This is a genomic window from Paenibacillus sp. SC116, from assembly GCF_024733555.1.
Lineage (GTDB): Bacteria > Bacillota > Bacilli > Paenibacillales > Paenibacillaceae > Paenibacillus_B.
In genome coordinates, this window is the sequence record NZ_JANIOF010000001.1 from 1,328,437 (window position 1) to 1,352,544 (window position 24,108).

The 24,108-nt window shown below is 42.3% G+C and carries 20 protein-coding genes; 1 reads left to right on the top strand and 19 read right to left on the bottom strand.

The annotated features are described in order from the left end of the window. Positions 1–58: 58 nt before the first annotated feature. The 14 genes from NQ117_RS05805 to adhE all read right to left on the bottom strand — a co-directional run bounded on the left by NQ117_RS05805 (position 59) and on the right by adhE (position 17,337). Positions 59–883, bottom strand: a complete 825-nt coding sequence (locus NQ117_RS05805) for a sugar phosphate isomerase/epimerase family protein (RefSeq protein ID WP_258277032.1) — start codon at positions 881–883, stop codon at positions 59–61. Beyond that, a complete protein-coding gene (locus NQ117_RS05810) occupies positions 880–1,839 on the bottom strand; it encodes a BtrH N-terminal domain-containing protein (RefSeq protein WP_258277033.1) in 960 nt (319 codons plus the stop codon). Before NQ117_RS05810 ends, NQ117_RS05805 begins: the two co-directional genes overlap by 4 nt. Next, positions 1,836–2,996 carry a phenylacetate--CoA ligase family protein gene (locus tag NQ117_RS05815; RefSeq protein ID WP_258277034.1) on the bottom strand — a complete coding sequence of 387 codons (1,161 nt, stop codon included), beginning with the start codon at positions 2,994–2,996 and terminating at the stop codon, positions 1,836–1,838. Before NQ117_RS05815 ends, NQ117_RS05810 begins: the two co-directional genes overlap by 4 nt. After that, complete coding sequence (locus NQ117_RS05820; protein WP_258277035.1) at positions 2,993–3,253, bottom strand: phosphopantetheine-binding protein; 261 nt, start codon at positions 3,251–3,253, stop codon at positions 2,993–2,995. The genes NQ117_RS05815 and NQ117_RS05820 overlap by 4 nt, the downstream gene beginning before the upstream one ends. Next, a complete protein-coding gene (locus NQ117_RS05825) occupies positions 3,250–4,794 on the bottom strand; it encodes a class I adenylate-forming enzyme family protein (RefSeq protein WP_258277036.1) in 1,545 nt (514 codons plus the stop codon). Before NQ117_RS05825 ends, NQ117_RS05820 begins: the two co-directional genes overlap by 4 nt. Continuing rightward, positions 4,794–6,569, bottom strand: coding sequence for an ABC transporter ATP-binding protein (locus NQ117_RS05830; RefSeq protein ID WP_258277037.1), 1,776 nt, complete (start codon positions 6,567–6,569; stop codon positions 4,794–4,796). Before NQ117_RS05830 ends, NQ117_RS05825 begins: the two co-directional genes overlap by 1 nt. Continuing rightward, positions 6,566–7,975 (bottom strand): glycosyltransferase family 4 protein, encoded by a 1,410-nt coding sequence (locus tag NQ117_RS05835; protein WP_258277038.1) that lies wholly within the window; start codon positions 7,973–7,975, stop codon positions 6,566–6,568. The genes NQ117_RS05830 and NQ117_RS05835 overlap by 4 nt, the downstream gene beginning before the upstream one ends. Further along, positions 7,968–8,939 carry a DUF6005 family protein gene (locus NQ117_RS05840; protein ID WP_258277039.1) on the bottom strand — a complete coding sequence of 324 codons (972 nt, stop codon included), beginning with the start codon at positions 8,937–8,939 and terminating at the stop codon, positions 7,968–7,970. Before NQ117_RS05840 ends, NQ117_RS05835 begins: the two co-directional genes overlap by 8 nt. A gap of 8 nt (positions 8,940–8,947) precedes the next feature. After that, positions 8,948–9,208 (bottom strand): acyl carrier protein, encoded by a 261-nt coding sequence (locus tag NQ117_RS05845; protein ID WP_258277040.1) that lies wholly within the window; start codon positions 9,206–9,208, stop codon positions 8,948–8,950. Positions 9,209–9,272: 64 nt separating this feature from the next. Next, positions 9,273–9,545 (bottom strand): phosphopantetheine-binding protein, encoded by a 273-nt coding sequence (locus tag NQ117_RS05850; protein WP_258277041.1) that lies wholly within the window; start codon positions 9,543–9,545, stop codon positions 9,273–9,275. Position 9,546: 1 nt separating this feature from the next. Then, positions 9,547–10,788, bottom strand: a complete 1,242-nt coding sequence (locus NQ117_RS05855) for an AMP-binding protein (RefSeq protein WP_258277042.1) — start codon at positions 10,786–10,788, stop codon at positions 9,547–9,549. 472 nt (positions 10,789–11,260) lie between these two features. Further along, positions 11,261–12,028, bottom strand: a complete 768-nt coding sequence (gene pflA, locus NQ117_RS05860) for a pyruvate formate-lyase-activating protein (RefSeq protein ID WP_258277043.1) — start codon at positions 12,026–12,028, stop codon at positions 11,261–11,263. A 159-nt stretch (positions 12,029–12,187) separates the two neighbouring features. Continuing rightward, complete coding sequence (pflB, locus tag NQ117_RS05865; protein WP_258277044.1) at positions 12,188–14,455, bottom strand: formate C-acetyltransferase; 2,268 nt, start codon at positions 14,453–14,455, stop codon at positions 12,188–12,190. A 260-nt stretch (positions 14,456–14,715) separates the two neighbouring features. Continuing rightward, positions 14,716–17,337 (bottom strand): bifunctional acetaldehyde-CoA/alcohol dehydrogenase, encoded by a 2,622-nt coding sequence (gene adhE / locus NQ117_RS05870; RefSeq protein ID WP_258277045.1) that lies wholly within the window; start codon positions 17,335–17,337, stop codon positions 14,716–14,718. A 461-nt stretch (positions 17,338–17,798) separates the two neighbouring features. Between adhE and NQ117_RS05875 the strand changes: the two genes are divergently transcribed. After that, the gene (locus tag NQ117_RS05875) at positions 17,799–18,515 is read left to right on the top strand and encodes a Crp/Fnr family transcriptional regulator (RefSeq protein ID WP_258277046.1); all 717 of its coding nucleotides are present in this window, start codon (positions 17,799–17,801) and stop codon (positions 18,513–18,515) included. A gap of 81 nt (positions 18,516–18,596) precedes the next feature. Here NQ117_RS05875 and NQ117_RS05880 read toward each other — a convergent pair whose 3' ends face one another. The 5 genes from NQ117_RS05880 to NQ117_RS05900 form a co-directional block, all read right to left on the bottom strand. Continuing rightward, positions 18,597–19,352, bottom strand: a complete 756-nt coding sequence (locus NQ117_RS05880; RefSeq protein ID WP_258277047.1) for a hypothetical protein — start codon at positions 19,350–19,352, stop codon at positions 18,597–18,599. Between the two features lie 174 nt (positions 19,353–19,526). Next, positions 19,527–21,464, bottom strand: a complete 1,938-nt coding sequence (locus tag NQ117_RS05885; protein ID WP_258277048.1) for an ABC transporter permease — start codon at positions 21,462–21,464, stop codon at positions 19,527–19,529. Next, a complete protein-coding gene (locus tag NQ117_RS05890; protein ID WP_258277049.1) occupies positions 21,436–22,218 on the bottom strand; it encodes an ABC transporter ATP-binding protein in 783 nt (260 codons plus the stop codon). The genes NQ117_RS05885 and NQ117_RS05890 overlap by 29 nt, the downstream gene beginning before the upstream one ends. A gap of 36 nt (positions 22,219–22,254) precedes the next feature. Further along, positions 22,255–23,316: a sensor histidine kinase gene (locus NQ117_RS05895; protein WP_258277050.1), complete on the bottom strand. Its 1,062-nt coding sequence runs from the start codon at positions 23,314–23,316 to the stop codon at positions 22,255–22,257. Beyond that, positions 23,313–24,029, bottom strand: coding sequence for a response regulator transcription factor (locus NQ117_RS05900; protein WP_258277051.1), 717 nt, complete (start codon positions 24,027–24,029; stop codon positions 23,313–23,315). Before NQ117_RS05900 ends, NQ117_RS05895 begins: the two co-directional genes overlap by 4 nt. Positions 24,030–24,108 lie beyond the last annotated feature (79 nt).

Consider the following 24,108-nt stretch of genomic DNA (forward strand, 5'->3'; position numbering starts at 1 on the left):
CATAATTGAACCAAATTAATAGTTCGAGATTTTAGGGAACCTTACCTTTAAATAGCTTTTAGACTATATGCTGCATCCATTGTCTGTCTTGTGCCAAGTAACGAAGTGGATCATCACCGAACCATTCCAGCGAGGCATTTTTACCGGACTTATCAATTGCTCGTATAATAGAAATGTAATCAACTTGACCATCAGAAAGTGTAACAATTCCAGAACGACTGCCGCTCGGTGCATACACATTATTCGAATCAAAAACCGTACAATTTTCAAGGGATGCGATGTTTTTCAAGTGGAAATTCTCGACCCACTTATGCAATTGTTCGTAGCCTGCCAACGGATCGTCTCCCGCTTCCCACAAATGGAGAAAATCCAAATTAACTTTTACCGCATCGTGACTGACTTCCTTCATTAACAGCAATGTTGACGCTGTATTATCGGCAATTGTATTCGGATGTGTCTCTATTAGAAGCATAATTCCTGCAGCTTCACAGCGCTCCCCGATAACTCGAAGATGGCTCACAATCATCTCACGTTCCTGTTTATTCACGGATTGGCTGGGTGTTTTACCAGCAAAAGTTCGGATTTTATTCGTACCGAATTGATGTGCTAATGCTATAAGTTCATCACACTTCAATATCGACAATTTCATATCGGCATGAGGTGAGACATCTATGTAGTCACTAATCATAGAAATCTCAATATGATAAAGCTTTAGTAGAGAACGACAATGTTCAATTACAGCCGCTCCACCCTGAGAAAGTGACTTTGCATGAACCCCCCACAATTCAATCGCCTGAAACCGTTGCTCATGAACAAATTGAGCAATATCTGCAAATGACAGGAGCATGTGCCTAAACGATATCGTACAGACAGATACATTCATGAAGACACCTCTTGAGATATAATGTTTTGCATAAATGCCGCTTCTTCTCTTGTCACCGCGTGAACAAGTTCTTCAATTCTATTTATTATCGCTGAATCATCATTCATCTTATACTTTAATAGGAGGAAGCTAATACCGTTCCATAGTTTAATAATCTGCTTATGCTGAAGCTGTAACGCTTCCCCTGATCCTTTTGCTATACTGCGAAGCTGAGTCATATACTCCCATACGATCGTTCTCATTTTAATCAGTGAAGCGATGGACAAAATGTTTCGTTCCGTCCATAGTCTCCGTTGAGTACCGTTCCATTCTCTCCCGACATGCAAATGCTTTATAAATTGATCGAACGCTTGCACATCATAATGCATCGTAAAGTACTTATCTACGAGTACAGAATCAGCATCTTGGGGATAAGATGTTTGATTTGTCACTTCTCCAAATGGCTGTATCGAGTAGCAATAATATTGCTGCTCAACCATTGCTGCTGCTTCCAACTGTTTTCGAGTCACTAACCCAATATATTCACAAATAGGATCTGCTACATGAAAAGAATCTAAATTCTCATCATATCCAAAAACTAATACATAATGATCAAATCCGCTCGCCTCAAAATTCAGCATATTGCGTGGAAAAAACGGCAGATGCGAAGCTCTGCATTGGTACAGAAATAAACAGCCATTAATTAATTGCTGCTTCATCTCTAGCATGCTTGTTCTACATATTTGAAACTGCAAACTGCAATCGCCAAATGTTTCAATTCGACTCCTCATCACATTTCGTCCCGCGTAAAGGACGTCACGATAGTATGTCAGATTCCAATAATGCATTAATAGCCGACCCGGATCTCTGCCTATCATTTTCAATGCGGTCGAAATAGACGACATTGCACACTCTAAAGCTCCAAGCTTTACAAGATGCGCCGGATTTGCTTCACCGTACGGCATTATTTTACTCATACTATCACTCCTCTCTTCGCATGCTCGGTTTGTACTTGCGTAACGAAAAAAGGAACCTTGCCACTTTCGGGATTCGAAGGAATACGAGATACACGCTCGAGCGATACATTCACTTCGAGATGCAAATAGTTGCTCAGCAGTGTGTGTAGACTTTTTTCCAGATGATCAAGCTGTACATGTTCATCTGCTGCAACTCGGAGGGTAAAAGAAGTATAAGCCGTTTGTACAATTTGAAATTGACGAATGCTCTGCTGTTTAAACAAATCATAAAAAAACTTATCAAAGTATCGAAAAAATGCTGCATTTACTCGTTTATCAGGAAGAACGATTTGTGACATTCTCATCGGCATTAGTTGAATGCATAGCGCCCCCGAAAGTTCATCTCTCCATATTTTCCCGATATCACCTGTTCGATATCGAACATATGGAATGGTACGCATCACAAGTGAAGTTACAACAATTTCTCCATACTCCCCATCATTAACTGGCTCAAACGTATCAGGATCAATAACTTCTACGAAAGCAACCTGTTCATCTACTAAAAATCGTCCATCAGGTGCTTCAAATGCAATTAGCCACATTTCTTCTAATCCGTAATAGTCAGCCAAACGGACACCGAAGGCTGCTTCTACAAAAGCTCGTTGTGACGGAATAACCGACTCTCCCCAGTTCTGGATAAATAACAGGCTGGACGGAGGTTGGATTTGCTGCTCTGTCATGTACTGAGCCAACTGAAACAGAGAAGAAAAGCGCCCTTGAACAAAATGAGGCTGCTGCATGCTCATCTGTTGTACATAATGCTGCATCATTTTCGCTTCATCGCTCATGCGATTACTCAACAGCAGCATGCGGTGACGGAGCGGCATTCCCCAACGCCGTCTATTGCGAAATATCGCAGCTGATAGCTTGCATTGTTCTTCAGCAGAGCGAATGCAGCGATAAGGAATGCCCGTCGTCCCAGATGTATAGGATTCATATATTTTGCCTTGAGGCACTCGCTCAAGCTGATTCCTATGCTCATTTATGAAGTGCTTATTTGAGAATGGAAGATCACGAAACGTAAACTGTTCACCTTTCCACGGGAAGTAGTAGGGAACTTGATGTGTGAGCTCATGCTTTAATTGCTCTACGATAGTAACGGGATTTGGATTGCTCATGCCGATACTTTATCCTTCATAAAAGCTACCGTTGAGCGAACGGAATGAAAATACTCAGGATCAAAATCATCAATCGAAAGTTCAAAGCCAAACTCTGCTTCCAATTCAGCCAACAAATCAAGAAATAGCAAGGAGTCTAGTCCCAAATCTTCAATTAACTGATGATCATCAACAATGTTTTCAGGGCTCTTTTTTACAATCTTCCCAATTACGTGAACGACTTTATTATAAATAGTATCAATGGACGTATTTGTCATGATGTACGTACCTCCAAATACAATGGTTTAAGCGCTGTACGATTAATCTTTCCGCTTCTCGTCTTTGGAATATTTGAGACGATTATAATTTCTTTAGGCCGTTGAGCCGGCTGAAGCTTGTGTTGACAATACGAAAACAATTCCTGCTCACTGATGTCCTCCTGATGGCACACGACCAAAGCTATAATTCTTTCTCCCGTGCGCACATCTTCAATAGACAGTACAGCTGCTTCGGTAATCATCGGATGTATGGACATCACTAGCTCGATCGACTCCGGATAAAGGGTATGACCGCCTACATTCATCGCATTGTCTGCACGCCCTGTCACGTACAAATACCCATCAACGTCCACGTGACCAATGTCATTTGTCCTCAATCCGTATTCGGTCAGCACTGCTTTACTTCGCGCCTCATCCTTATAATAGCCAAGCATGACATTTGGACCCTGAACATAAATTTCACCCGTTGTTCCAGGCTGTACTTCACCTATCTCATCTCGAATTCGCACCGAAATTCCATCTAGCGGCAAACCTGCTGCTCCCGCTTTGTCAGGAACATCATTTAAAATAAAACTACTTACTCTTGGCGCTGCTTCTGTTAAACCGTAACCAAGCATAACCTGTGTACTTGGTAATCTTTCGAGAAGAGACTTTACCGTGTTTTGTGCCGCCTTCCCCCCGATAATTAACAGTTTCATCAAACTGCTCATCGATGAGAATGACCACGAGCGATTTTTATCCAAAGCAGTAACTAAAGCAGGTACCGTACAAACATATGAAATTTGCAGCTTGTCCACAAACCGGATCAGCTCAAGTGGATGCCGAATCGAGCATAAATAGATAGATGCTCCAGCAAGCATCGCGAGTAATAATTCCCCTGTGAATGTTGAGCTATAACCTAATGATTTGAATAGTAGAACACGATCTGTAGCTTCCAACTGTACAACTTTTTGAATTTGCAGCAAGTTTGCCATAATATTAGCATCACTTAACATAATTCCTTTAGGCAAACCTGTTGATCCTGACGACAAGAAAATAATAGCTGCTTGATTCAACCGTGAAGAACCGTCTACTCGCTCAAGAGGTACCGTTTTCTCACCATGAAAACACCAGTGACCCTTCCCAGCTATCTCGATAACGCGATAGCTCTTGCATTCACCCACGAGTTGAAGCACACCGCTCATAAGCTGCAGCTTCGAATCAGGCAAGATGATAAGATCTGGCTCAATCCAATCTACAATACGGATAAGTTCATCAGGAACGGTATACTCATGAAGCGGAACGGGAATGCCACCAGATAATATAACGGCGAATAAAGATGTAATGGAACGAATCGATTGATCCATCCACACTAACGCAATGAAAGGAGAGTCTTCTGCATCCAACTCTTCCTTCCAGTCAGCAGCCCACTGCCCCGCTATACCAATCATGTGTTGATAACTGACATAGTTAGTTACATCACCGCTGCCTGTTTCGTAAATTCCAGCGTCCTCATTCCAGCGATGTGATTGTAACCATGACTTCAACGTTGTCGTATTCATCACACACGCTCCAATACTCGAGGCTCGGACAAGTCTTCCTGACGATACGTCGTAAGTAATTCATAGTAAAGTTCACCACGCTGCATGAGCTCTTCATGACTCCCCTGCTCTACAACACGCCCCGCATCCATGACAACGATAACATCAGCTTCAGCTACCGTTTGCAAACGATGGGTAGAGAATAATACGGTTTTATTGGACGCACTTGCACGCAGCTTCTCCATGACATGACGCTCGGTTTCCACATCAAGTGCTGAAGTAGGCTCATCCAAAATTAAAATATCTGCATTTTTGACTAGCGCCCTAGCAATTCCGATACGCTGCCTTTGCCCCCCAGACAATTGAAAGCCTTTATGGTAAATATGAGTGTGAAGTCCGTCTGCAAGTGAAGCAATTTTATCATCCAAGCGGACTGCTCGTACGGCCTCCATCACTTCCTCCTCAGTTACTTTCTCGTTGCCCAGTGCTATATTTTCATAGATCGTACCTGGAAATAGAAATGGCTCTTGAAATACAATAGCTACCTGTTCTTGAATTTGTCGACGCGTGAGCAATTCATGAGGCTGATCCAACAATGTAATGGAACCCCCGGTAGGCTCATGGAAACCGACTAGCGAGTAAAATAAAGTAGATTTCCCTGATCCACTTCTTCCAATGACTGCGACCGTCTGGCCTCTCTGAATGGTCAAATTCATATGATCGATAATCAATTTATCATCGAGTACGATTGAGAGATTTTCCAATTCAATGGCTGGTCCACTTCCATCCTCCTGACGGATGATACCATTTGATTCGGTAACCGACTGTGCATGCTCAACAGGCACATTGAAAAATTCTTGTACACGTTCCAGTGCTATTTCTGCTTGTTTGACCTGTGTAATGGTTTGGTTAATCGCTCGCAAAGGATGCAAAACATTATTCAAATAAGCGGCAGCCGCGACGAGCATACCAACCCTCAACACACCATCATTAACCAAAAAGCCTCCTATGCCATACAAAACAACTACAATTAAACTAATAACAATTAAAGTCGTCTGAGTAGAGAACATTTGGAACAACGTTTCTTTGGTGCTCGCATGCACTAATCCTTTGTACATGGCTGCATTTCTTCTATGCTCCCATTTCTCAAGTCCAAATGCGCGTATTTCTTTGGAGCCTTCAACGCATTCATACAAATGTGTCCCAATGTCTTCGTTATGGGTTCGTATAAAGTGAGCATATCTAGATAATGACTTCTCAAACAGTTTGGGAATAATTAGTACCATTGGAATGGTAACCAGCGCTAACAAACCAAGTTTCCAATCTAATGCAAAAATCATGACAATTGCAAAGCAAATCGTAAACCACTGCGTTACATATTCGACAATGACATGGTTCACATAATTAGCCATCGTATATGAATCAAAACCAATTAATGCTGCATATTTGCCTGCACCATGCTTGTCTATTTCATGGATTGGAATGGAACGGGTATGAGCTACGAGCTTCTCTCGAATATCCAGCGTATGCGAAATCGTTAAGTTGCGGAAAATGGTGTAACAAACGATTGAAGCGCCAGCGCTAACAACTGCGCATAAAATAGTTAATGCTAAGTATTGAAACAACAAAGGCGCATCAAACCGAACTAAAATATGATCAATAATAAAACCGAACAGAAGCGGCTGCAGCATGGATGCAATTAATGAGAGGATTAAGACTGCATATGCCAATACTGTTTTACCAGTTCTGGGGGTTAAGTACATACGAATCTCTTGTAGCAACTGGTATCGATTCATGTTATTCCTCCATCGGCAAAATGCCCAATAATCGGCTTGCACAGCGGCATCCACTGCTCATAGTTGAATGCAGAAGATTCCGCCAGTAATGAAAGGATATGGCGATGTTCCCAGTCCAAATGATGCAAGAATGGCGTTGAATAATCGTGAATCTCTGAAATTGGTTGATGCAGCAAGTTTTCTCTTGGCTGATCAAATGTGACCATAGGAATACTCGCTTGCGCTGCAAGATGTTCTATGATGCGAGGCATAACACGCTTGTAGTCAAATCTTTTTGCCTGTTCTCTAGCCTCATTACGCATATTCGCCAGCAATCGCTCATCTGAAAGTAGATTACAAACGATGGAGGCTCCTGTATAAACATCCAGTTGCGGGATGTCGGTTTCCCAATGCACAGGAATAAACATACCATCCACATGCTCGGTTACAATATCCTTGAAACCATCCCATTTTGTACAAACGACAGGAATGCCTGCTGCTTTCGCTTCAAGCAAATTATAGCCAAACGTTTCACCAGGATCAGTCGATAAGTTAAGAAGAATATCCGCCTCGGCCAACAACTTCTCCTTTTGCGATCCGTATACGGCTCCAGTCCATGTAACATAAGATGAGCTCTCAAATTGGTTCTCTATTTCTTGGAGGCGGCTTCGATAATGCTCAAGTTGTGCCTGATTGGCACCCGTGTATTCACCTGCAATCATCAAGTGCACTTCATGTCCACTTGTTCTTACAAGATGCGCAAGCTCTATAACATGATGAATGTTTTTGACGTCTTCTACCCGACCGATACAGAGCAGTTGCCTTGCTCTCCCTTCATCTCTTCTCTTCATTCTCGGCTCATCGCAAGCAGAAATAGAAATACATAACGGCTCCTGCAAAGCCATCTCATAGACTGGAGATATGTTCAAAAGGGCACGATATGCACTGTTCGTCGTACATAACAACGTATCTTCCGGCTGGAGCAAGGGAGCTATGGCAACCCACTGCTTAAGCCAATATTCTGAACCTACCGAGTGAGCAATGATAAAAAATCGAAGCGGTATATGACCTTGATTGCGCGCGTGCATCAAATAAGGGATGATGGCAGGCACATTGACATAAATCGTGTTCACGCCTGTTTGCTGGACCCACGACCGCAGACGTTCTATTAACGTATCTGTTGAATGTGGATATTGTTCATGCCAATGAGGAATAGAACCTCCAAATAGCTTCATCATCTGAAAAGGCTTGATTGCTACAAGTTCAGCATGTTCCTTCATAAAAGCTACCCACTGGTCATCTACAGCTCGTTCATTAACCCGTTTCGGTTGACCATCTATATAGCCAATTCGAAGTGAACGTGATGATAATGGGGGCTTTGAGCAATCCTTTGATGAAGTTAACAAATCACTTTGAGTACTAGACATGTAACTGCCCCTGGCCGCATGTTATCCTCCACTGCTCGTAGAGCTCATGCAGTTCCTTCTTGATGCTCATTTCCAATTCATCTAATATGTCCAACTTCTGAGTAAGAAGCTCCATCATCTGTGCACTCCCTGTAACCGATACTTTTATCGCTGAGTATTGTAAAGAAGTCCATCCCTTTACTAGCTTCTTTACTCTACCCAGCATTTCTTCATATACCGCCTCATCTAGTTGCAGTGCAGTGTTAAAGTACGAAAATGCGTATTCGTAGCTGTGCTTCCGTAAAACGATGAGCCCTAATTGCTTAACTGCGGGCATCAGTAATTGTATTGACTTTCCTTCTCGTTCTTCTATGATGTCATGAAACAACTGCTTCACACTCTTCGGCAGCTCGTTGTAATCTTTTTTGAATCGAGTATTAAAGTAATGGATAATATCCAAATGGTCCGGCTCTTGTACCTGTGCATGATCAATATAGAAACCGCCGCCATACTGATTCTTCAAAAAGGCTTCAGCCACATGCTGTTCTGCAACTTCCCCCTCCCATTCAAAATCAGGATCATTCATATACAATGCGCCTGACGGGAGTCGCTGTAAGATTACATAGTGAGGCAACTGCTGCTTATGATAGAAAAGCGTCATATGAGGCATATAATACATGTCCAGCTGAACAATGATAGAACGATTGTCTGGTCGACGGCGCAAATATTGGTGCAACCTTCGATAATTTTGCTGATGTTCAATACGTTGGTCATACCATTGAGTTACTGCAACTTTGAACAGTTGTGTAAACCAACTCACCTCGTGGTCGTGATGGATCTTGTCGGAATAATACGTAATGATTCCTTGTTCCGTAATTTCAAACGGAGCATCCCACGCACCAAAAAACAACGGTCTCGTATCTACCTTATTCATTTTTTCTAATATGTGAGAAAAACAACTAAGCAAACAATGGACCTGTTCCATGCTATAGATTAACTACTAACCGAGATTTTTTCAGAAATCAACGCCGCAATGTCTCGGACAGAATTAAAACGCTCTACCGTCATTTCATCATCTTCTAGGAAAATATCGAATTTTTGCTCAATCTCTACGACTAGGTTAATAAGCGTTACTGAATCTATGCCTAGTCTGCTAATTTCCGTTGCTTCTGTCATCGTCTCCACAGCTTGCGGCTTAGTTGACATCGCCTTTACTCTCTCCATTAAAAACTGAACGATTTCCTGCTTTTGCATATTAACTCCTCCTCATGTATAAAGCATTATATATTGAAATAAATAATGAAGCCTTGTTAATAAATCATGAATGGCTAACGTGAACAGTTCGCGGCTCTAGCGTGTTTATAAACGCAACAAGTGATTCGACTGTCACAAATATAGAAGGATCAAGCTCATCTTCTGGAACAATCAAAGATAAGTCTTCTTCAATATGGACAATCAATTGCAGTAACATTACAGAATCAATACCTAGATCATCATGTAGATGCATTGCTGGGTTCAACTCTGGGACATCTTGCAGCTTAAGCTTGTCTACCATCAGTTGCTGGAGCTGTTCTAATATTGAAATTTGCATGCTAGCTACCCCCTTGTTCTAGTAATCTTCGTGATATTTTACCCGATGGCATCTTGCGTATTTCATCAACAATCTCGATTTCGGCAGGAACTTTGTACGGCGGCAAGTTTTGTATGCACCAATCTCGAATCGCCTTTACTTCTAATGGCGCTCGCAACACAACCTGTGCCTGTACACATTCACCTATAATCGGATGGATGCCTCGGTAAACAACAGCTTCATTGACCTCAGGCAACATACTTATCATCGACTCTACTTCCTGAGGAAAAACTTTAAGACCTGACACATTGATTACATCGTCAATACGCCCTATTACTTGCAGCTGCCTATCAGGACTCCAGAACCCTATATCTTTAGTGCTATGTGTCGATTCACCAGCAACAATCTCGATCTCAGTCCGATTGTTAGCACTGTCACCTGTTTGCACCTGTAGATGATGCAATGGTGTTCCCACATCGCTGCTGGAGCTTACTTGCTGTGATAGACTGATACAGCCTGTCTCAGAACAACCGTATTGCTGCATCACATAATTTGCACGAGCTTGAAGCTGACCCAATAGCGAATCCGACATCGGTGCACCAGAACTCATAACACGATCCATGCTCGTCGTTTCCGAACTGAAACCAAGTAGTACATGGTATAGTGAGGGAATTCCGTAAACGATGTGCTTTGGATTCTCACGAATGATACTCCATGTTAGTTTGGGATTCCGGTTTGTAATTAGGATAGGTGTGGCTCCTCTTGCCAAAGAGGCAAGCACACCACATATCAGACCATAAGAATGAGACATGGGTACAAGTACAATAGGAACTTCCTCTTCATCCCCACCTAGTGCTTGGTTATACGCAGCTATTTCTGTATCAATATGTGTCCATCTGCGTTTAATCAGCTTCGCATCGCCTGTTGTTCCCGAACTATACTGATAAAGAAATGCATCTTCTTGAAGTGAAGCAGAAGGATCTACTGGGATATAGGTATCATAATTGCCCCATAGTAAACCATGACATCCCGCTTGTTGAGCAAGCTGAATGGCTTGCTGTTGCGGTGTTTCTCCATGTATAAGCAGTATTGAGCCATGTTGACTGCGAACATAATGGATACAGGCAAGCAGGTGAGTTGGATCAGAAATGCAAAGCGCTAACACTTTCCCACTAACATGCTCCATTGCTTGTTGTTGACTAACGTTGATCAAGATTTGTTCGAAGTCTTCTCTCGTCACTTCCACACGATTTACTCGGATCATGTAAGCTCCTCCATATGGTCGTATTAGAATTAGGCTCAGCACATGATAAAAATGATCATGACTCGATAACCGTCAACATCATCATCCATAGCATTGGAAAGACTAGCTGGATATCACGAGCGTATAACACATCCCTGCCCGTGATTGAAGAGAAAAGAATATATAGATCATTCGATAAAGTAAGCGCTTTAAAATTATGTGTCGTGTGAAGATAGCAATTTAAGAAGGGCAACCGAGATAGAAAAATTCAGAAGTAAATGTTATTTGAGAGTAAGAAATTGTGAGAGTAAACATTCATGAGGTCTATAGTTAAATGTGATTATATGACGGTTTGGTCACGTTACGAAAGGGATATATTTCTACAAAAACAGGATAAAATCTTCATATAATCATACACCTTGTGGCGGAAATTGTAAACAGCGCAACCCTTTCTCGACAAGAGCTGCGCCTAGTTTCTTTATGATTTCTATGTCTACGAAACAGATGGATACATTCTATCTGTTTCTGAATCAGGTTCATTACCTTGTCTCCCCTTCTCAATAAGCTGAACAGCTCGTTCCACTTCTTGATCTGTTGGAGAAGCCACTCCTGCTAGCGGATAATTCAACCCTAATTCTTCCCACTTGAACGTCCCCATTTGATGATAAGGAAGCAGCTCAAACTTCTCTACACCATTCAACGACCCAATAAATCGTCCCAAATCCAGTAAATCCTTTTCATCATCACATTTCGTTGGAACGAAAACATGGCGGATCCACATTTTCTTATCGTTTTCCGACAGCCAGCGAGCCGTTTCTAGTGTCCTTGCATTCGATACAGCCGTTAAGTCCATATGTTTTTTATTGTCGATATGCTTTATATCGAGCAGGACGAGATCGGTCACCTCATAAAGATCCTTGAGCTTTTTTACATCATTGACGCCGTTTGTATCTAGCGTCGTGTGGAGATTCCACCGTTTTTTTACTTCACGAAACAGTTCGGTGACAAACGGAGCTTGCAACGTCGGCTCCCCTCCTGTTACAGTCAATCCACCATTAGAGGACCTGTAATAGCTTAAGTAAGGCTCAATTTCACTCAACACCTCATCTATAGTCATAGCCTTGCCGCCAGATAGGTCCCAAGTATCACGGTTATGGCAGTATTGGCATTGAAGAGCACAGCCTTGCAAAAATAAAACGAAGCGAATCCCAGGTCCATCTACAGTCCCAAACGTTTCAATTGAGTGTACTCGTGCGTTCATCTGCGATTCATCCCTTTCCCTCTTGAGCAAGCAACTCGCATTCAAGTCTCTTTTTATTGACAAAAAGGGCGCAACCGTCAGGTTCACGACCGAGACGGTTCGTTTATTCCGACTGCTTGCGCCCTGCCCTGTTCCTTCTGACTTTACTCAATCACTCTATTACATGGAGCCATGGAACGTTCGATTAATAACATCCATTTGCTGCTCACGAGTTAATTTAATGAAGTTAACCGCATATCCAGATACACGAATGGTTAGCTGCGGATAGTTCTCTGGGTGCTCCATCGCATCCATAAGCTGCTCACGGTCGAACACGTTCACATTTAAGTGATGCGCACCGCGTCCAAAGTATCCATCCAACATCGCTACTAAGTTAGACTTGCGACCATCCATATCTTTGCCCAGTGCCTTCGGTACTATCGAGAACGTATTCGAGATGCCATCCAAGCTGTGTTCATATGGCAGTTTCGCAACCGAGTTAAGGGATGCTAACGCACCTTTCTTATCACGACCATGCATTGGGTTCGCACCTGGTGCGAACGGTTCGCCTGCCTTACGGCCGTCTGGTGTCGTGCCTGTTTTCTTACCATAAACGACATTCGATGTAATAGTTAGCACCGACTGAGTTGGCAGTGCATTGCGGTAAGCTTTGTGCTTGCGAATCATGTTCATGAACGATTCAACCAATTCGATAGCAATGCTATCGACACGGTCATCATTATTACCGTAGCAAGGATATTCGCCTTCTACTTCGAAGTCGATCGCGATGCCTTGTTCATTGCGAATTGGTTTTACTTTCGCATGTTTAATCGCACTTAAGGAATCTGCCGCAACCGATAATCCCGCTATACCACATGCCATCGTGCGCAAAATTTCACGGTCATGCAGGGCCATTTCGATACGCTCATATGCGTATTTATCATGCATGTAATGGATGACGTTCAACGTATTCATATACAGTTTCGCAAGCCACTCCATCATTTGCTTAAGGCGTTTCATCACTTCATCATAGTTCAAATACTCACTCGTAATCGGAGGAAGCTCAGGACCAACCTGAATGCCAAGCTTCTCATCTCTACCACCGTTAATCGCGTACAACATTGCTTTCGCTAAGTTGGCACGAGCTCCGAAAAATTGCATCTGCTTACCAATCTTCATCGCGGATACACAGCATGCAATACCATAATCATCACCGAAGAATGGACGCATTAAGTCATCATTCTCATACTGGATAGAGCTTGTTTCAATCGAAGCTTTTGCACAATATTTTTTGAATGCTTCAGGAAGCTGCTCCGACCAAAGTACCGTTAAGTTTGGTTCTGGTGCAGGTCCTAAGTTATATAGTGTGTGCAAGAAACGGAAACTGTTCTTCGTTACGCGGGTCGTACCGTTCATCGCCATACCGCCGATTGATTCCGTTACCCAAGTTGGGTCACCTGAGAATAATTCATTATAATCAGGGGTACGAAGGAACTTCACGATACGCAGTTTCATAACGAAATGGTCAACGAGCTCTTGCGCCTCTTCTTCCGTTAGTGTACCTTCTTTTAAATCACGCTCAATATAGATATCAAGGAACGAGGACACGCGTCCAAGCGACATCGCTGCACCGTTCTGTTCTTTAATCGCTGCTAAGTAAGCAAAGTACAACCATTGGAATGCCTCTGTAGCATTCGTTGCTGGCTTCGACATATCAAAGCCATGCATTTCAGCAAGCTGCTTCAATTCGCCCAATGCGCGAATCTGTTCCGATATTTCCTCACGGTCACGAATCGTATCTTGATCCAATGCATCCAATTCGAGATTCAGCAGATCCTGCTTCTTCTGTTTGATTAGAAAATCTACGCCATACAAGGCTGGACGACGATAGTCACCGATAATCCGGCCGCGTCCGTATGCATCAGGCAAGCCCGTAATGACACCCGATTTGCGAGCTAAGCGCATTTCAGAAGTATAAGCATCGAATACGCCTTGGTTATGTGTCTTGCGGATGTTCGTAAAGATATCAATGACTTCTTGCGGCATTTCAAAGCCGTAAGCTTTACAAGCATCGATCATCATCTTGATTCCGCCAAATGGTTGAATCGCACGACGGAATGGAGCATCTGTTTGTACTCCAACTACTTTTTCCTTCACTTTATCCAAATATCCAGGTTGATGCGATACGATAGAAGAAGGTGTATTTACATCGACATCCCAAACGCCACCGTGTTCACGCTCTTCTTTAGATAGTTTGCTGACAATATCCCATAGTTCTTTCGTATTTTGCGTGGCACCTTGTAAAAAGGATTCATCTCCGTGATAAGGCGCAATATTATACTCGATGAAGTCATTTACGTTAACTTCTCTGCCCCATTTACCTGTTGTAAATCCACGCCATGGTTGAACTGTTTCTGCTGCTTTCAAATCTTTTTCAGCTACCGACATCTGAATCCCTCCAAATTAGTAGGTTTTCTATTTACATCCTGCTTATGCTGTAAGCGATTTGCTATGGCTTTATTGTAATACTTTTCACAAAGTTATTATGTGATTTATATCACAATGTTATTGTTTTTCTTCCTTCTTACTTTCTATTACAAAACGTATTTGCTGTTTGTTATGCACAGAACCAACTAGCTATGATCGTCGTCTCATTGAAAAATAAAAGACAGCAGAACTTTACACCCTGCTGTCTCCCTGTTCCTTACTTAGAAGCGACCATAGAAAGCATTTCGATACACATCTGCGAGTTCCGTTACGAGCGGAAGCTTCGGATTTGCCGTCGTACATTGGTCTTCGAATGCACGGTCAGCCAAATAGTCCACTTTTGCTTCGAACTCTTTCGCATCAAATCCAATTGCTTGGAAGCTCTCTGGGATACCAAGCTGGCGATTCAAATCACGAATGGCTTCAATTAAGCTGTTCACTCCCTCTTCCGTTGTGCTTGCTGGCAATCCGAGAATTCGAGCAATCTCAGCATAGCGCTTATCTGCCACAAAGTGGTCGTATTTCGGGAACGACGCGAACTTCGTCGGCATTTTCGCATTGTAACGGATGACGTGCGGCATTAATATCGCATTTGTGCGTCCATGCGCTGTATGATACTCTGCCCCCCATTTATGAGCCAAGCTATGGTTAACGCCTAGGAATGCGTTGGCAAATGCCATACCTGCGATAGTAGATGCATTATGCATTTTCTCACGTGCAAGCGGACAAGCCTCATTAGCCGATTTGACCAAATACTCAAACACAAGCTGAATTGCTTTTATCGCTAATCCGTCTGTATAATCATTCGCCATGACAGACACATAAGCTTCAATTGCATGTGTCAGCACGTCCATTCCTGTATCCCCAACGGCTACGCGAGGAAGAGAGTATACAAACTCAGGGTCGACAATCGCTACGTCAGGTGTCAATTCATAATCAGCCAACGGATACTTCGTATTGCCGTGCTCCTTATCCGTAATAACGGCAAACGAGGTTACTTCCGATCCCGTACCCGATGTTGTCGGAATGGCTACGAACTTCGCCTTTTGACCTAGCCGTGGGTATTTATATGTGCGCTTGCGAATATCTAGGAACTTCTGTTTCAAGTTGTTGAAATCTGTATCTGGATATTCATAGAACAGCCACATCGCCTTGGCAGCATCCATTGGAGAACCCCCACCAAGTGCAATGATGCAGTCTGGCTTGAATTGTGTCATTAATTCCGTACCTTTACGAACCGTTACTGTAGATGGGTCTGGCTCCACGTCAGAGAATACTTCGATGGCAACCGGATTACGACGTTGACGAAGATAATGCTCTACCTTTTCCACATAACCGAGCTTCACCATCATTTCATCCGTTACAATCAATACACGGCTAATATCCTGCATTTTCGCAAGGTATTGAGTAGCTCCTTTTTCGAAATAAATCTTATTCGGCACTTTGAACCACTGCATATTCACTGTACGCTTCGCCACCCGTTTAATATTGATTAAGTTGACTGCCGTAACGTTATTCGAAGTCGAGTTGCGGCCATAAGAACCGCAGCCAAGTGTCAATGATGGAATGTTTGTGTTGTACAAGTCACCAATTGCTCCATGTGTAGATGGTGCATTGACTAATATGCGACCTGTTTGCAAGCGATCGCCGAACTTGGCAATGACTTCATCATCGTTGGAATGAATGACGGAAGAGTGACCCATCCCGCCGAATGCTACTATTTCAGCTGCACGATTGATACCTTCTTCAGCCGTCTTCACTTTATAGCAAGCTAAAATGGGACTAAGCTTCTCAGCAGACAGCGGGAATTTAGGTCCTACGCCATCGATTTCGGCGATGAGTATTTTCGTGTTTGCAGGTACATTCAATCCAGCAAGCTCAGCAATCTTCGCAGCAGACTGACCCACGATGGTTGGATTGACCGCACAAGTTTCGCTTTTAATTGCCATCGCCTGAAGTTTAGCCGTCTCTTCTTTATTCGTGAAATAACATCCGTATTTTTGAAGTAATTGCTTCACTTCTTTATATATAGGTTCTTCGATAATGACAGCCTGCTCGGAAGCACAAATCATGCCGTTGTCGAACGTCTTCGATAATATTAAATCAGTTACAGCCTGTTCCAGGTTAGCTGTCTTCTCAATAAAGCATGGCACGTTACCAGGACCAACACCAAGTGCCGGCTTACCCGCGCTGTACGCTGCGCGAACCATGCCTGAACCGCCTGTTGCAAGTATGAGCGCCACATCTGGATGGTTCATCAATGCATTTGTCGCTTCCATCGAAGGAAGCTCGATCCATTGTATACAGTGCTCTGGCGCGCCATATTTCACTGCAGCTTCTGCCAGTGTTTTCGCCGCCTCTGCACTGCAACGTTGAGCTGACGGATGGAAGGCAAATATAATTGGATTACGAGTTTTGATGGAGATTAACGCTTTGAACATTGTCGTCGAAGTTGGGTTGGTTACAGGAGTTACCCCCATCACAATGCCAACTGGCTCAGCTATTTTTATACAGCTTTCATACGCATTGTCTTCGATGACGCCGACTGTCTTTGTATACTTGATGTGATTGTAGATATATTCGGTAGCAAAAATATTTTTCGTGATCTTGTCTTCGTATACGCCACGGCCCGTTTCTTCTACAGCTAATTTCGCCAATTCCATATGACGATCCAAGCCTGCCAATGCCATTTGACGTACAACGAGGTCCACTTGCTCTTGGTTCATATTCATAAATGTTGTATGTGCTTTTTTAGCACGATCAATCAGTTGTTGAATATGCGCTTCTACAGTTGGAGTTCCTTTTTTATCTGCAATTTGTTTCACATCAGCTTTTGTTGACATCGTTCTCCGCCTCCATATTTGAATTCATGCCTGAAGTCGAGACAAGTAAGGGAGATACTTTATCGATCCAGGACGGTTACCTTATTTTGTTTGTGAATCATTTCACAATTAAAGTGTACCTCATCTTTCTTTGCTTGGATGTGATCTATATCACACCTACAAAACCATAAAAAATAGTATAATTTTACACAAGTACTATTACATCCTGTCAGCACTTTACAACGCCAGCAATATCACAGAAAATACATATATCTAAACTATGTCAAAGTAATGAATATCACTTCATTTAATAAAATATTTGAAATTTTAATTGTTGTTTAAATTGACAATACTAACGGGAACGTCCAATATAGAAGTATCATAAGATATAGTGAAAGATGTCACAAAGTTATATTGCTGTAATTTATTTATATACCTATACCCTCTTACACATAGACATTTTATAGAACGGAGTGGACGATATGACCATGACAACCCCTTACGACGAGCATAGCAACATTATGTGTTTCTCAGAACAGAACAGAGAGCGATTAATGGAAATAGCTAAAGAACGTAACTATCCAGAAGGATCTCATTTGTTCTGGGAAGGTGATACGGCCGATAAATTGTATTTTCTGAAAAGTGGTCGCGTCAAGGTTACGAAAACAACAGATGAAGGAAAAGAACTCATCCTTTATATGTATCATGCTGGGGATATTGTAGGTCAAGTCGATCCCTTCCATGCAAGTAAACACAGCTTTACAGCAGAAGTGCTGGAGGAATGTGAAGTTGCTGTTATCGAGCAGCGTGATTTAGAACTCGTTATCTGCCAACATTGCGACTTTTCGCTTGATTTTATGAAATGGATGAGTCTTCACCATCGTCTCACGCAAACAAAGGTAAGGGACTTGATGCTGTATGGTAAGCCTGGAGCACTTTGTTCCACCTTAATTCGACTATCCAATACGTACGGGGAAGATTTAAAAGACGGCGGCATCCTCATTAATAAAAAAGTTACACATACAGATCTTTCAAATATGATTGGTGCTACTAGGGAAAGTGTCAATCGCATGTTAAGTGATTTGCGCAAAAAGAACGTGCTTGAATATGATAACGGCATGATTATCATTCGTGAGTTGGAGCACCTGCAAGAAGTATGTCATTGTGAAATGTGCCCAAAAGCGATTTGCCGTATCTAATCATACGATCCTAACATAACCTAAAGAACCTCCATGCTCCACGAAATCCGTGGAACTTGGAGGTTCTTACATATAACATCACTATGAGCTTGTTTTCGGCTTCAATTCTAGGATAATGTGATCGTTCGCATTAATAGTCATATTTAAAACGTCTTTATTTTGCACTTGTTCGCCATTTACTTTCAGATTCACCTTGTACTTCTCATCAAGTTCATGCTTGCCAAACTGGACAATACGCTGCTTGTCTTCAGACAGCTTTACCAAATCAAATTCTGCAAATACACCTGCTAATGTATCCGATTGCTTCCATGGAATAAGATATGAATTGGATACTTCATTCAGTTCGGCACCACCGTCTATCGTCAATGTTACACTTGGCTCAGTAGAACCACTGGTACCCACATCCAACTTCTTCGCATATACCGTTATTTTATCGTTCAGGGATATAACAGAGTCGTACGATTGGCGAGCTGTAATCTCTTTATCGTTAAGCATAACGCTCCATTTCGTCTTGGAATCCAATCCAACATCTACAACAGAAGCGATTCCCGCTCCATCTTCATTCATCTTGATCTTGCCTGTACTCAACAATGCTTCTCTAAGCGTTAATTTCTCATACCAGTCTATTTGAACGCGGTCCTTCACATTAGGTACGTAGGTGCCGCCATCTATAACAAGTTCAACTTGTGGTTTGCTTGTTTCACTGCTCTGTACCTGTTGAGAAGATCGAGATGTATATTCGGCAACGTTTGCTTCTGTCGAACAGCCCATTACAAACAGAGCCAATAAGCAGCATATCCATCCAGTCTTTCTCTTATGTTGTTGTGGTGTTCTCATAGTATCCTCTCACTTTCCGGCTTACGAGTCACCAAGCCTGCCTCTTATTGACTATATTATGCACGAAATGTTGGACAAAAAAGTTTCAAACCCGTTACAATCCGTCTCAGGTTCAATTTTCTCCTGATTAATACACCTTCTTGTGTAATTCCAAGCAACCATGCAAGGAAGAGTTTATCTTTCAATTCCCTGCAAAATGATTCGCAAGTATGTTTTTCTTGAAGCTAAAAAATAGAGTGCTTGCATGACGATAAATATAAGCACGATGGTCAATCCATAGCTCAGCGCATTTACATTTGTTATATTACTCAGCGTCTTCATCGCAAAAATCGTATGCAGACTTCCTATCATGCACGGCAGGAAGAAGATAATGCCAACCTGCACATTAACAACACGCTTTATTTCCTGAATGGACAGACCAATTCGCACAAGCGATTGATAATACAATTTATCTTCTTGCAAATCATTAAACATTTTAAAGTAAATGATGCTGCCGCTGGCTACAAAGAATAACAAGCTAATGAAGATCCCGATAAAAAATCCGAGCGAGGATGTTTGCTGAATCTCATAGTTATCCCCAATTCGGCTCGTCAAATAGTACGTATTTGGAGCATCCGCCAATCGCCCTAACTCCTTCACTAGCTGATACGATTGTTCCCAATTGGTCCAGTCGATCATCATTACTTTGCTCACTAGCTTAGGTGCTACCTGCTTATTTAATTGTTCCCAATGTTGCTCAGGAACAGCAAGAACATCTCCACTCGCATACCTTGTAGGGACAAGAGTGATATCGATTTTTCTCTGGATATTATATTCGATTGGTTTATCAAGACCCTCCAGCTTTACCTCAAGCTTGTCAGGATAATGTGTTCGACCTCCCTGAAACAACTCTTGTGTACTTTGGTCAATCCAATACGCGCCTGTTTCTGTAGGGGGCAGCTTCCTTCCATTTATCGTTTCTAACACACTATTCATGTCAGATTGACGAACAAGAGTTACACTTTCCAAATGCCCACTGATGCTCTTTGTTGTCCCTTCTATCATTTGTACCGATTTCACAGACGTAATTTTATGATTGTATTGTTCTGCCACTGTCTCAACTTGATCAAGCGTTAATAGAAACGGGCGATCATGAACCTCCAGCATCGTAAACGCAAACGGATGCGAGGTACGTATGAATTGATACATAGTTCGGTCCAATGCATATACAGATGCAGAAGAAGTTAATACAACAGCAACCAATATGGATATATTGAATAGTACACGCGCATTTTCTCTCACGCGATACGCTGCACGGGATATATTCAGCAAGTTCGTTCCATTATAGTACCAACGTCGATTCATCTTTAATAGCCGGACGATTACAATGCTGAACTGTGTGTACAAAAAGTATGTACCCGCTATAGCAAGTGCAAATATTGGCAACGTATTGGATGTAATATTGTACAGATCCGTATGCCAAGCTAAAAAATAACTATATAGTAAGCTGCAAATCGCCAATAAGCCTAACAGCCAAGAAAAGCGAAGCTTCTGATCTTTTCCTTTATCAGAACGAATCAGATCAATTAACTGCCGTCTGCCTACCTTTCGCAGTGTCCACAAGGTAATGAGTCCAAACAAGGCCAAGTAGGCAACTGCTGTAAATAGTGCTGCATGAACTGGAAAATAAAAGGGCAGGGGTGATTCCAAAATCATATAGTAAGACATGCTCAAAAAGAACAACTTTAGCAGTATTGTCCCTATACCAATTCCCACTGCTATAGACGTAACCGCTATAAATACATTTTCATACACAAACATCAGTCTCAGCTGCCACTTCGACATCCCGAACAAGGAAAATAATCCTACTTCTTTTTGGCGCGAGCGAACAAATGCTGACGAAGAGTACAGCACGAAGAAAAAGGAGAATCCAAAAATAAGAAAGGTACAAATCAAAACGATCTGTTGACCGAATTCACTAAGCTGTCCTTGTACTTTAATTAGCTCTGGATGATTCATATATGCTGCGTATAGAAAAAAGATAGCAACCGAGAAAACACAACTCAAAAAATAAGCACTGTATCGGTGCCAATTGGAAACCATATTACGAAAGGCGAGTGCTCGGAACGTCATCGAAATTACCTCCCAACAAGCTCAATGTATCAAGAATTTGTTGGAAAAAGGCTGACCTGCTTGAACCACGTCTTATTTCTGTAAATAGCTTTCCATCTTTAATAAACAAAATGCGCTTGCAATAGCTTGCTGTAAACGGATCATGGGTAACGACAAGCACGGTTGTCCCAAGTTCAGTATTCAACTGCTCTAAAGCATCCATGACCGACTTGGCAGCCCTTGAGTCCAAATTTCCTGTTAACTCGTCTGCAAGTAATAAGGACGGTTCATGAATAACCGCACGGGCAATCGCGGTGCGCTGTTTCTGTCCACCAGATATTTCATACGTTCGTTTATCCAATATATCTTCAATGCCAAGGCGATTCGCCACAAATTGCACTCGACGCTCAATTTCACTACTTGATACCTTGTCCAGCGCCAGTGGGAGAATGATATTTTCTTTAATCGATAATGAATCGATCAGATTAAAATCTTGGAATACATATCCCAGTTCTCGACGACGAAACTTCGACAGATCCTTGTTGGACATTTTTAACGGATTATGACCATTAATAGAAATACGTCCCGCAGTCGGCTTATCGATTGTTGCTAAAATGTTAAGTAGCGTTGTCTTGCCACTGCCAGACGGCCCCATAATACCAACAAATTCTCCCTGCTCAGCCTGCATATTTATATCGTTCAACGCTGTATAGGTCATCTTTCCTCTAGAAGCATATATTTTTGTTATCTGTTCGACCTTCAAAACTGTCGTCATTGATTTGCTCCTTCTTTCACGTACATGTTCATCGACTTAAAAGTATCCTTTGTGAATCGTGTGTGATTCAAATCCGATACTGACTTTCGTTCCGCTCCCGATTTCGGATGTAATTTGTATTCTATGACCCAGTCGATTGCAAACCTGCTTCACCAAATAAAGCCCCATTCCGGTTGCATCTCCTTCTTTACGCCCGTTCTCACCTGTAAAGAAAGGTTCAAATACACGCGGGATATCATGTGGTGCAATGCCAATTCCTTCGTCAAGCACATGCAACCACACGGTCTCATCGTTCTCTTCGATTTCGAAATTCAACGACTTAGATCCTTCTTTATCCTTCGAATACTTGATTGCATTCGTCACAAGCTGAGTCACAATAAAATTCAGCCACTTGCTGTCACTCTCTACGCGTCTATCTTCACCTATAACTTTCGGGAAAATGCGGTAGCGAATAAACATCTTCTTATGTTGATTAATGACTTGTCTTATATTTTCGTGCAGCGGTACTTGTGAAACATGAAGATCAAGTTCAAACTTATCCAATCGAGCCGTATGTAACATGAGTTCCAAGCCCCCTGTAAGGCGGTCTGTCTCTTCGCTTACATTTGCCAATAACAAACGAGCTTCTTCTTCATCCATCCGCTGCGCAGGCTGCTGTGTAATCAAATGAAGCACCGATACAGGCGTCTTCATATGGTGCACCCATTGATTCGTAAAATGCACATGCTGCTCGCGCTGCTGCCTCATTAGCATAATTTGATCCATAAATGCGCTGTATTGACGCTGCATCAGCTGGTACATGACCTGCTGTTCTTCGGTTACGGGATGCTGTAAACATAAAGAGAACTCATTGTCATTTTCATGCATACGAGCATAGTTGATTTCTTTGTACCATTCCCGCTGCCGCAAATAGTCATAAATAATCCCCACACCGACAATAAATACCCCGAGTACGAATACGTATACAAGACTGCTGTGACGAATCGTACGCGCACCAATTTGAATATCAAAATGAACAACGATTAGCGACATAACAAGGGATAGCAGCCATGCAAAAATAAGCAGGAACCGATCCTTTACATACTTCCAAAAGCTCATTCGACTACACCGTCTTCATCCCAACCCGTCAATAAGCGATAACCTTGCCCACGAATCGTTTCAATCACTTTGTGCAAACCAAGTTCCTCCATCTTCTTGCGAACACGAGTAACATTGACTGTCAACGTATTGTCATCCACGAAATCTACATCGTCCCACAATGCTTCAAGCAACGTGTCTCGCGACACAATCGTATCCACCTTTTCCATGAGACAGCCAAGTAAGAGGGACTCATTTTTAGTCAAATCCACACGCTTGCTCTGCCATTCCAACGTATTTTTCGTACGATGAAGCAGCAAGCCATTCAGATTTAATTCCTCACCATTGCTAGCACTTACAGCAGCATACTCGCCATAGGTACGACGAAGCACGCTTTTCACTTTAGCCAACAGGATATCTAAATGGAATGGCTTCGTAATATAATCATCCCCACCATTTTCGATCGCCATGACTTGATCCATCTCGCCCGCACGAGCGGATACGAAAATAATAGGAGCATTTGTAACGGTACGAAATTGTCTGCACCAATAGAAACCGTCATAAGCCGGCAGATGAATATCAAGCAAAATAAGATCTGGTTGTATAGCAATCAGATCTTCCTTTAACGCTTTAAAATTAGTAGCTCTCGTTACCAAATAATTATATTTCTCTAACGATGATTGAAGTATGGAAGCAATCTTATCATCGTCCTCCACAATCATGATGCGATACATCCTTGTTCCTCCGTTCATAAATCTTTCTGGTTAACAGCCCTAGTCTGTAAGTAATAAATCAAGTTTCATACATGAAATA

Coding starts and splice junctions, on each gene's coding strand:
- NQ117_RS05805 (WP_258277032.1), bottom strand. CDS start 883: ATGAATGTATCTGTCTGTACGATATCGTTTAGGCACATGCTCCTGTCA.
- NQ117_RS05810 (WP_258277033.1), bottom strand. CDS start 1,839: ATGAGTAAAATAATGCCGTACGGTGAAGCAAATCCGGCGCATCTTGTA.
- NQ117_RS05815 (WP_258277034.1), bottom strand. CDS start 2,996: ATGAGCAATCCAAATCCCGTTACTATCGTAGAGCAATTAAAGCATGAG.
- NQ117_RS05820 (WP_258277035.1), bottom strand. CDS start 3,253: ATGACAAATACGTCCATTGATACTATTTATAATAAAGTCGTTCACGTA.
- NQ117_RS05825 (WP_258277036.1), bottom strand. CDS start 4,794: ATGAATACGACAACGTTGAAGTCATGGTTACAATCACATCGCTGGAAT.
- NQ117_RS05830 (WP_258277037.1), bottom strand. CDS start 6,569: ATGAATCGATACCAGTTGCTACAAGAGATTCGTATGTACTTAACCCCC.
- NQ117_RS05835 (WP_258277038.1), bottom strand. CDS start 7,975: ATGTCTAGTACTCAAAGTGATTTGTTAACTTCATCAAAGGATTGCTCA.
- NQ117_RS05840 (WP_258277039.1), bottom strand. CDS start 8,939: ATGGAACAGGTCCATTGTTTGCTTAGTTGTTTTTCTCACATATTAGAA.
- NQ117_RS05845 (WP_258277040.1), bottom strand. CDS start 9,208: ATGCAAAAGCAGGAAATCGTTCAGTTTTTAATGGAGAGAGTAAAGGCG.
- NQ117_RS05850 (WP_258277041.1), bottom strand. CDS start 9,545: ATGCAAATTTCAATATTAGAACAGCTCCAGCAACTGATGGTAGACAAG.
- NQ117_RS05855 (WP_258277042.1), bottom strand. CDS start 10,788: ATGATCCGAGTAAATCGTGTGGAAGTGACGAGAGAAGACTTCGAACAA.
- pflA (WP_258277043.1), bottom strand. CDS start 12,028: ATGAACGCACGAGTACACTCAATTGAAACGTTTGGGACTGTAGATGGA.
- pflB (WP_258277044.1), bottom strand. CDS start 14,455: ATGTCGGTAGCTGAAAAAGATTTGAAAGCAGCAGAAACAGTTCAACCA.
- adhE (WP_258277045.1), bottom strand. CDS start 17,337: ATGTCAACAAAAGCTGATGTGAAACAAATTGCAGATAAAAAAGGAACT.
- NQ117_RS05875 (WP_258277046.1), top strand. CDS start 17,799: ATGACCATGACAACCCCTTACGACGAGCATAGCAACATTATGTGTTTC.
- NQ117_RS05880 (WP_258277047.1), bottom strand. CDS start 19,352: ATGAGAACACCACAACAACATAAGAGAAAGACTGGATGGATATGCTGC.
- NQ117_RS05885 (WP_258277048.1), bottom strand. CDS start 21,464: ATGACGTTCCGAGCACTCGCCTTTCGTAATATGGTTTCCAATTGGCAC.
- NQ117_RS05890 (WP_258277049.1), bottom strand. CDS start 22,218: ATGACGACAGTTTTGAAGGTCGAACAGATAACAAAAATATATGCTTCT.
- NQ117_RS05895 (WP_258277050.1), bottom strand. CDS start 23,316: ATGAGCTTTTGGAAGTATGTAAAGGATCGGTTCCTGCTTATTTTTGCA.
- NQ117_RS05900 (WP_258277051.1), bottom strand. CDS start 24,029: ATGTATCGCATCATGATTGTGGAGGACGATGATAAGATTGCTTCCATA.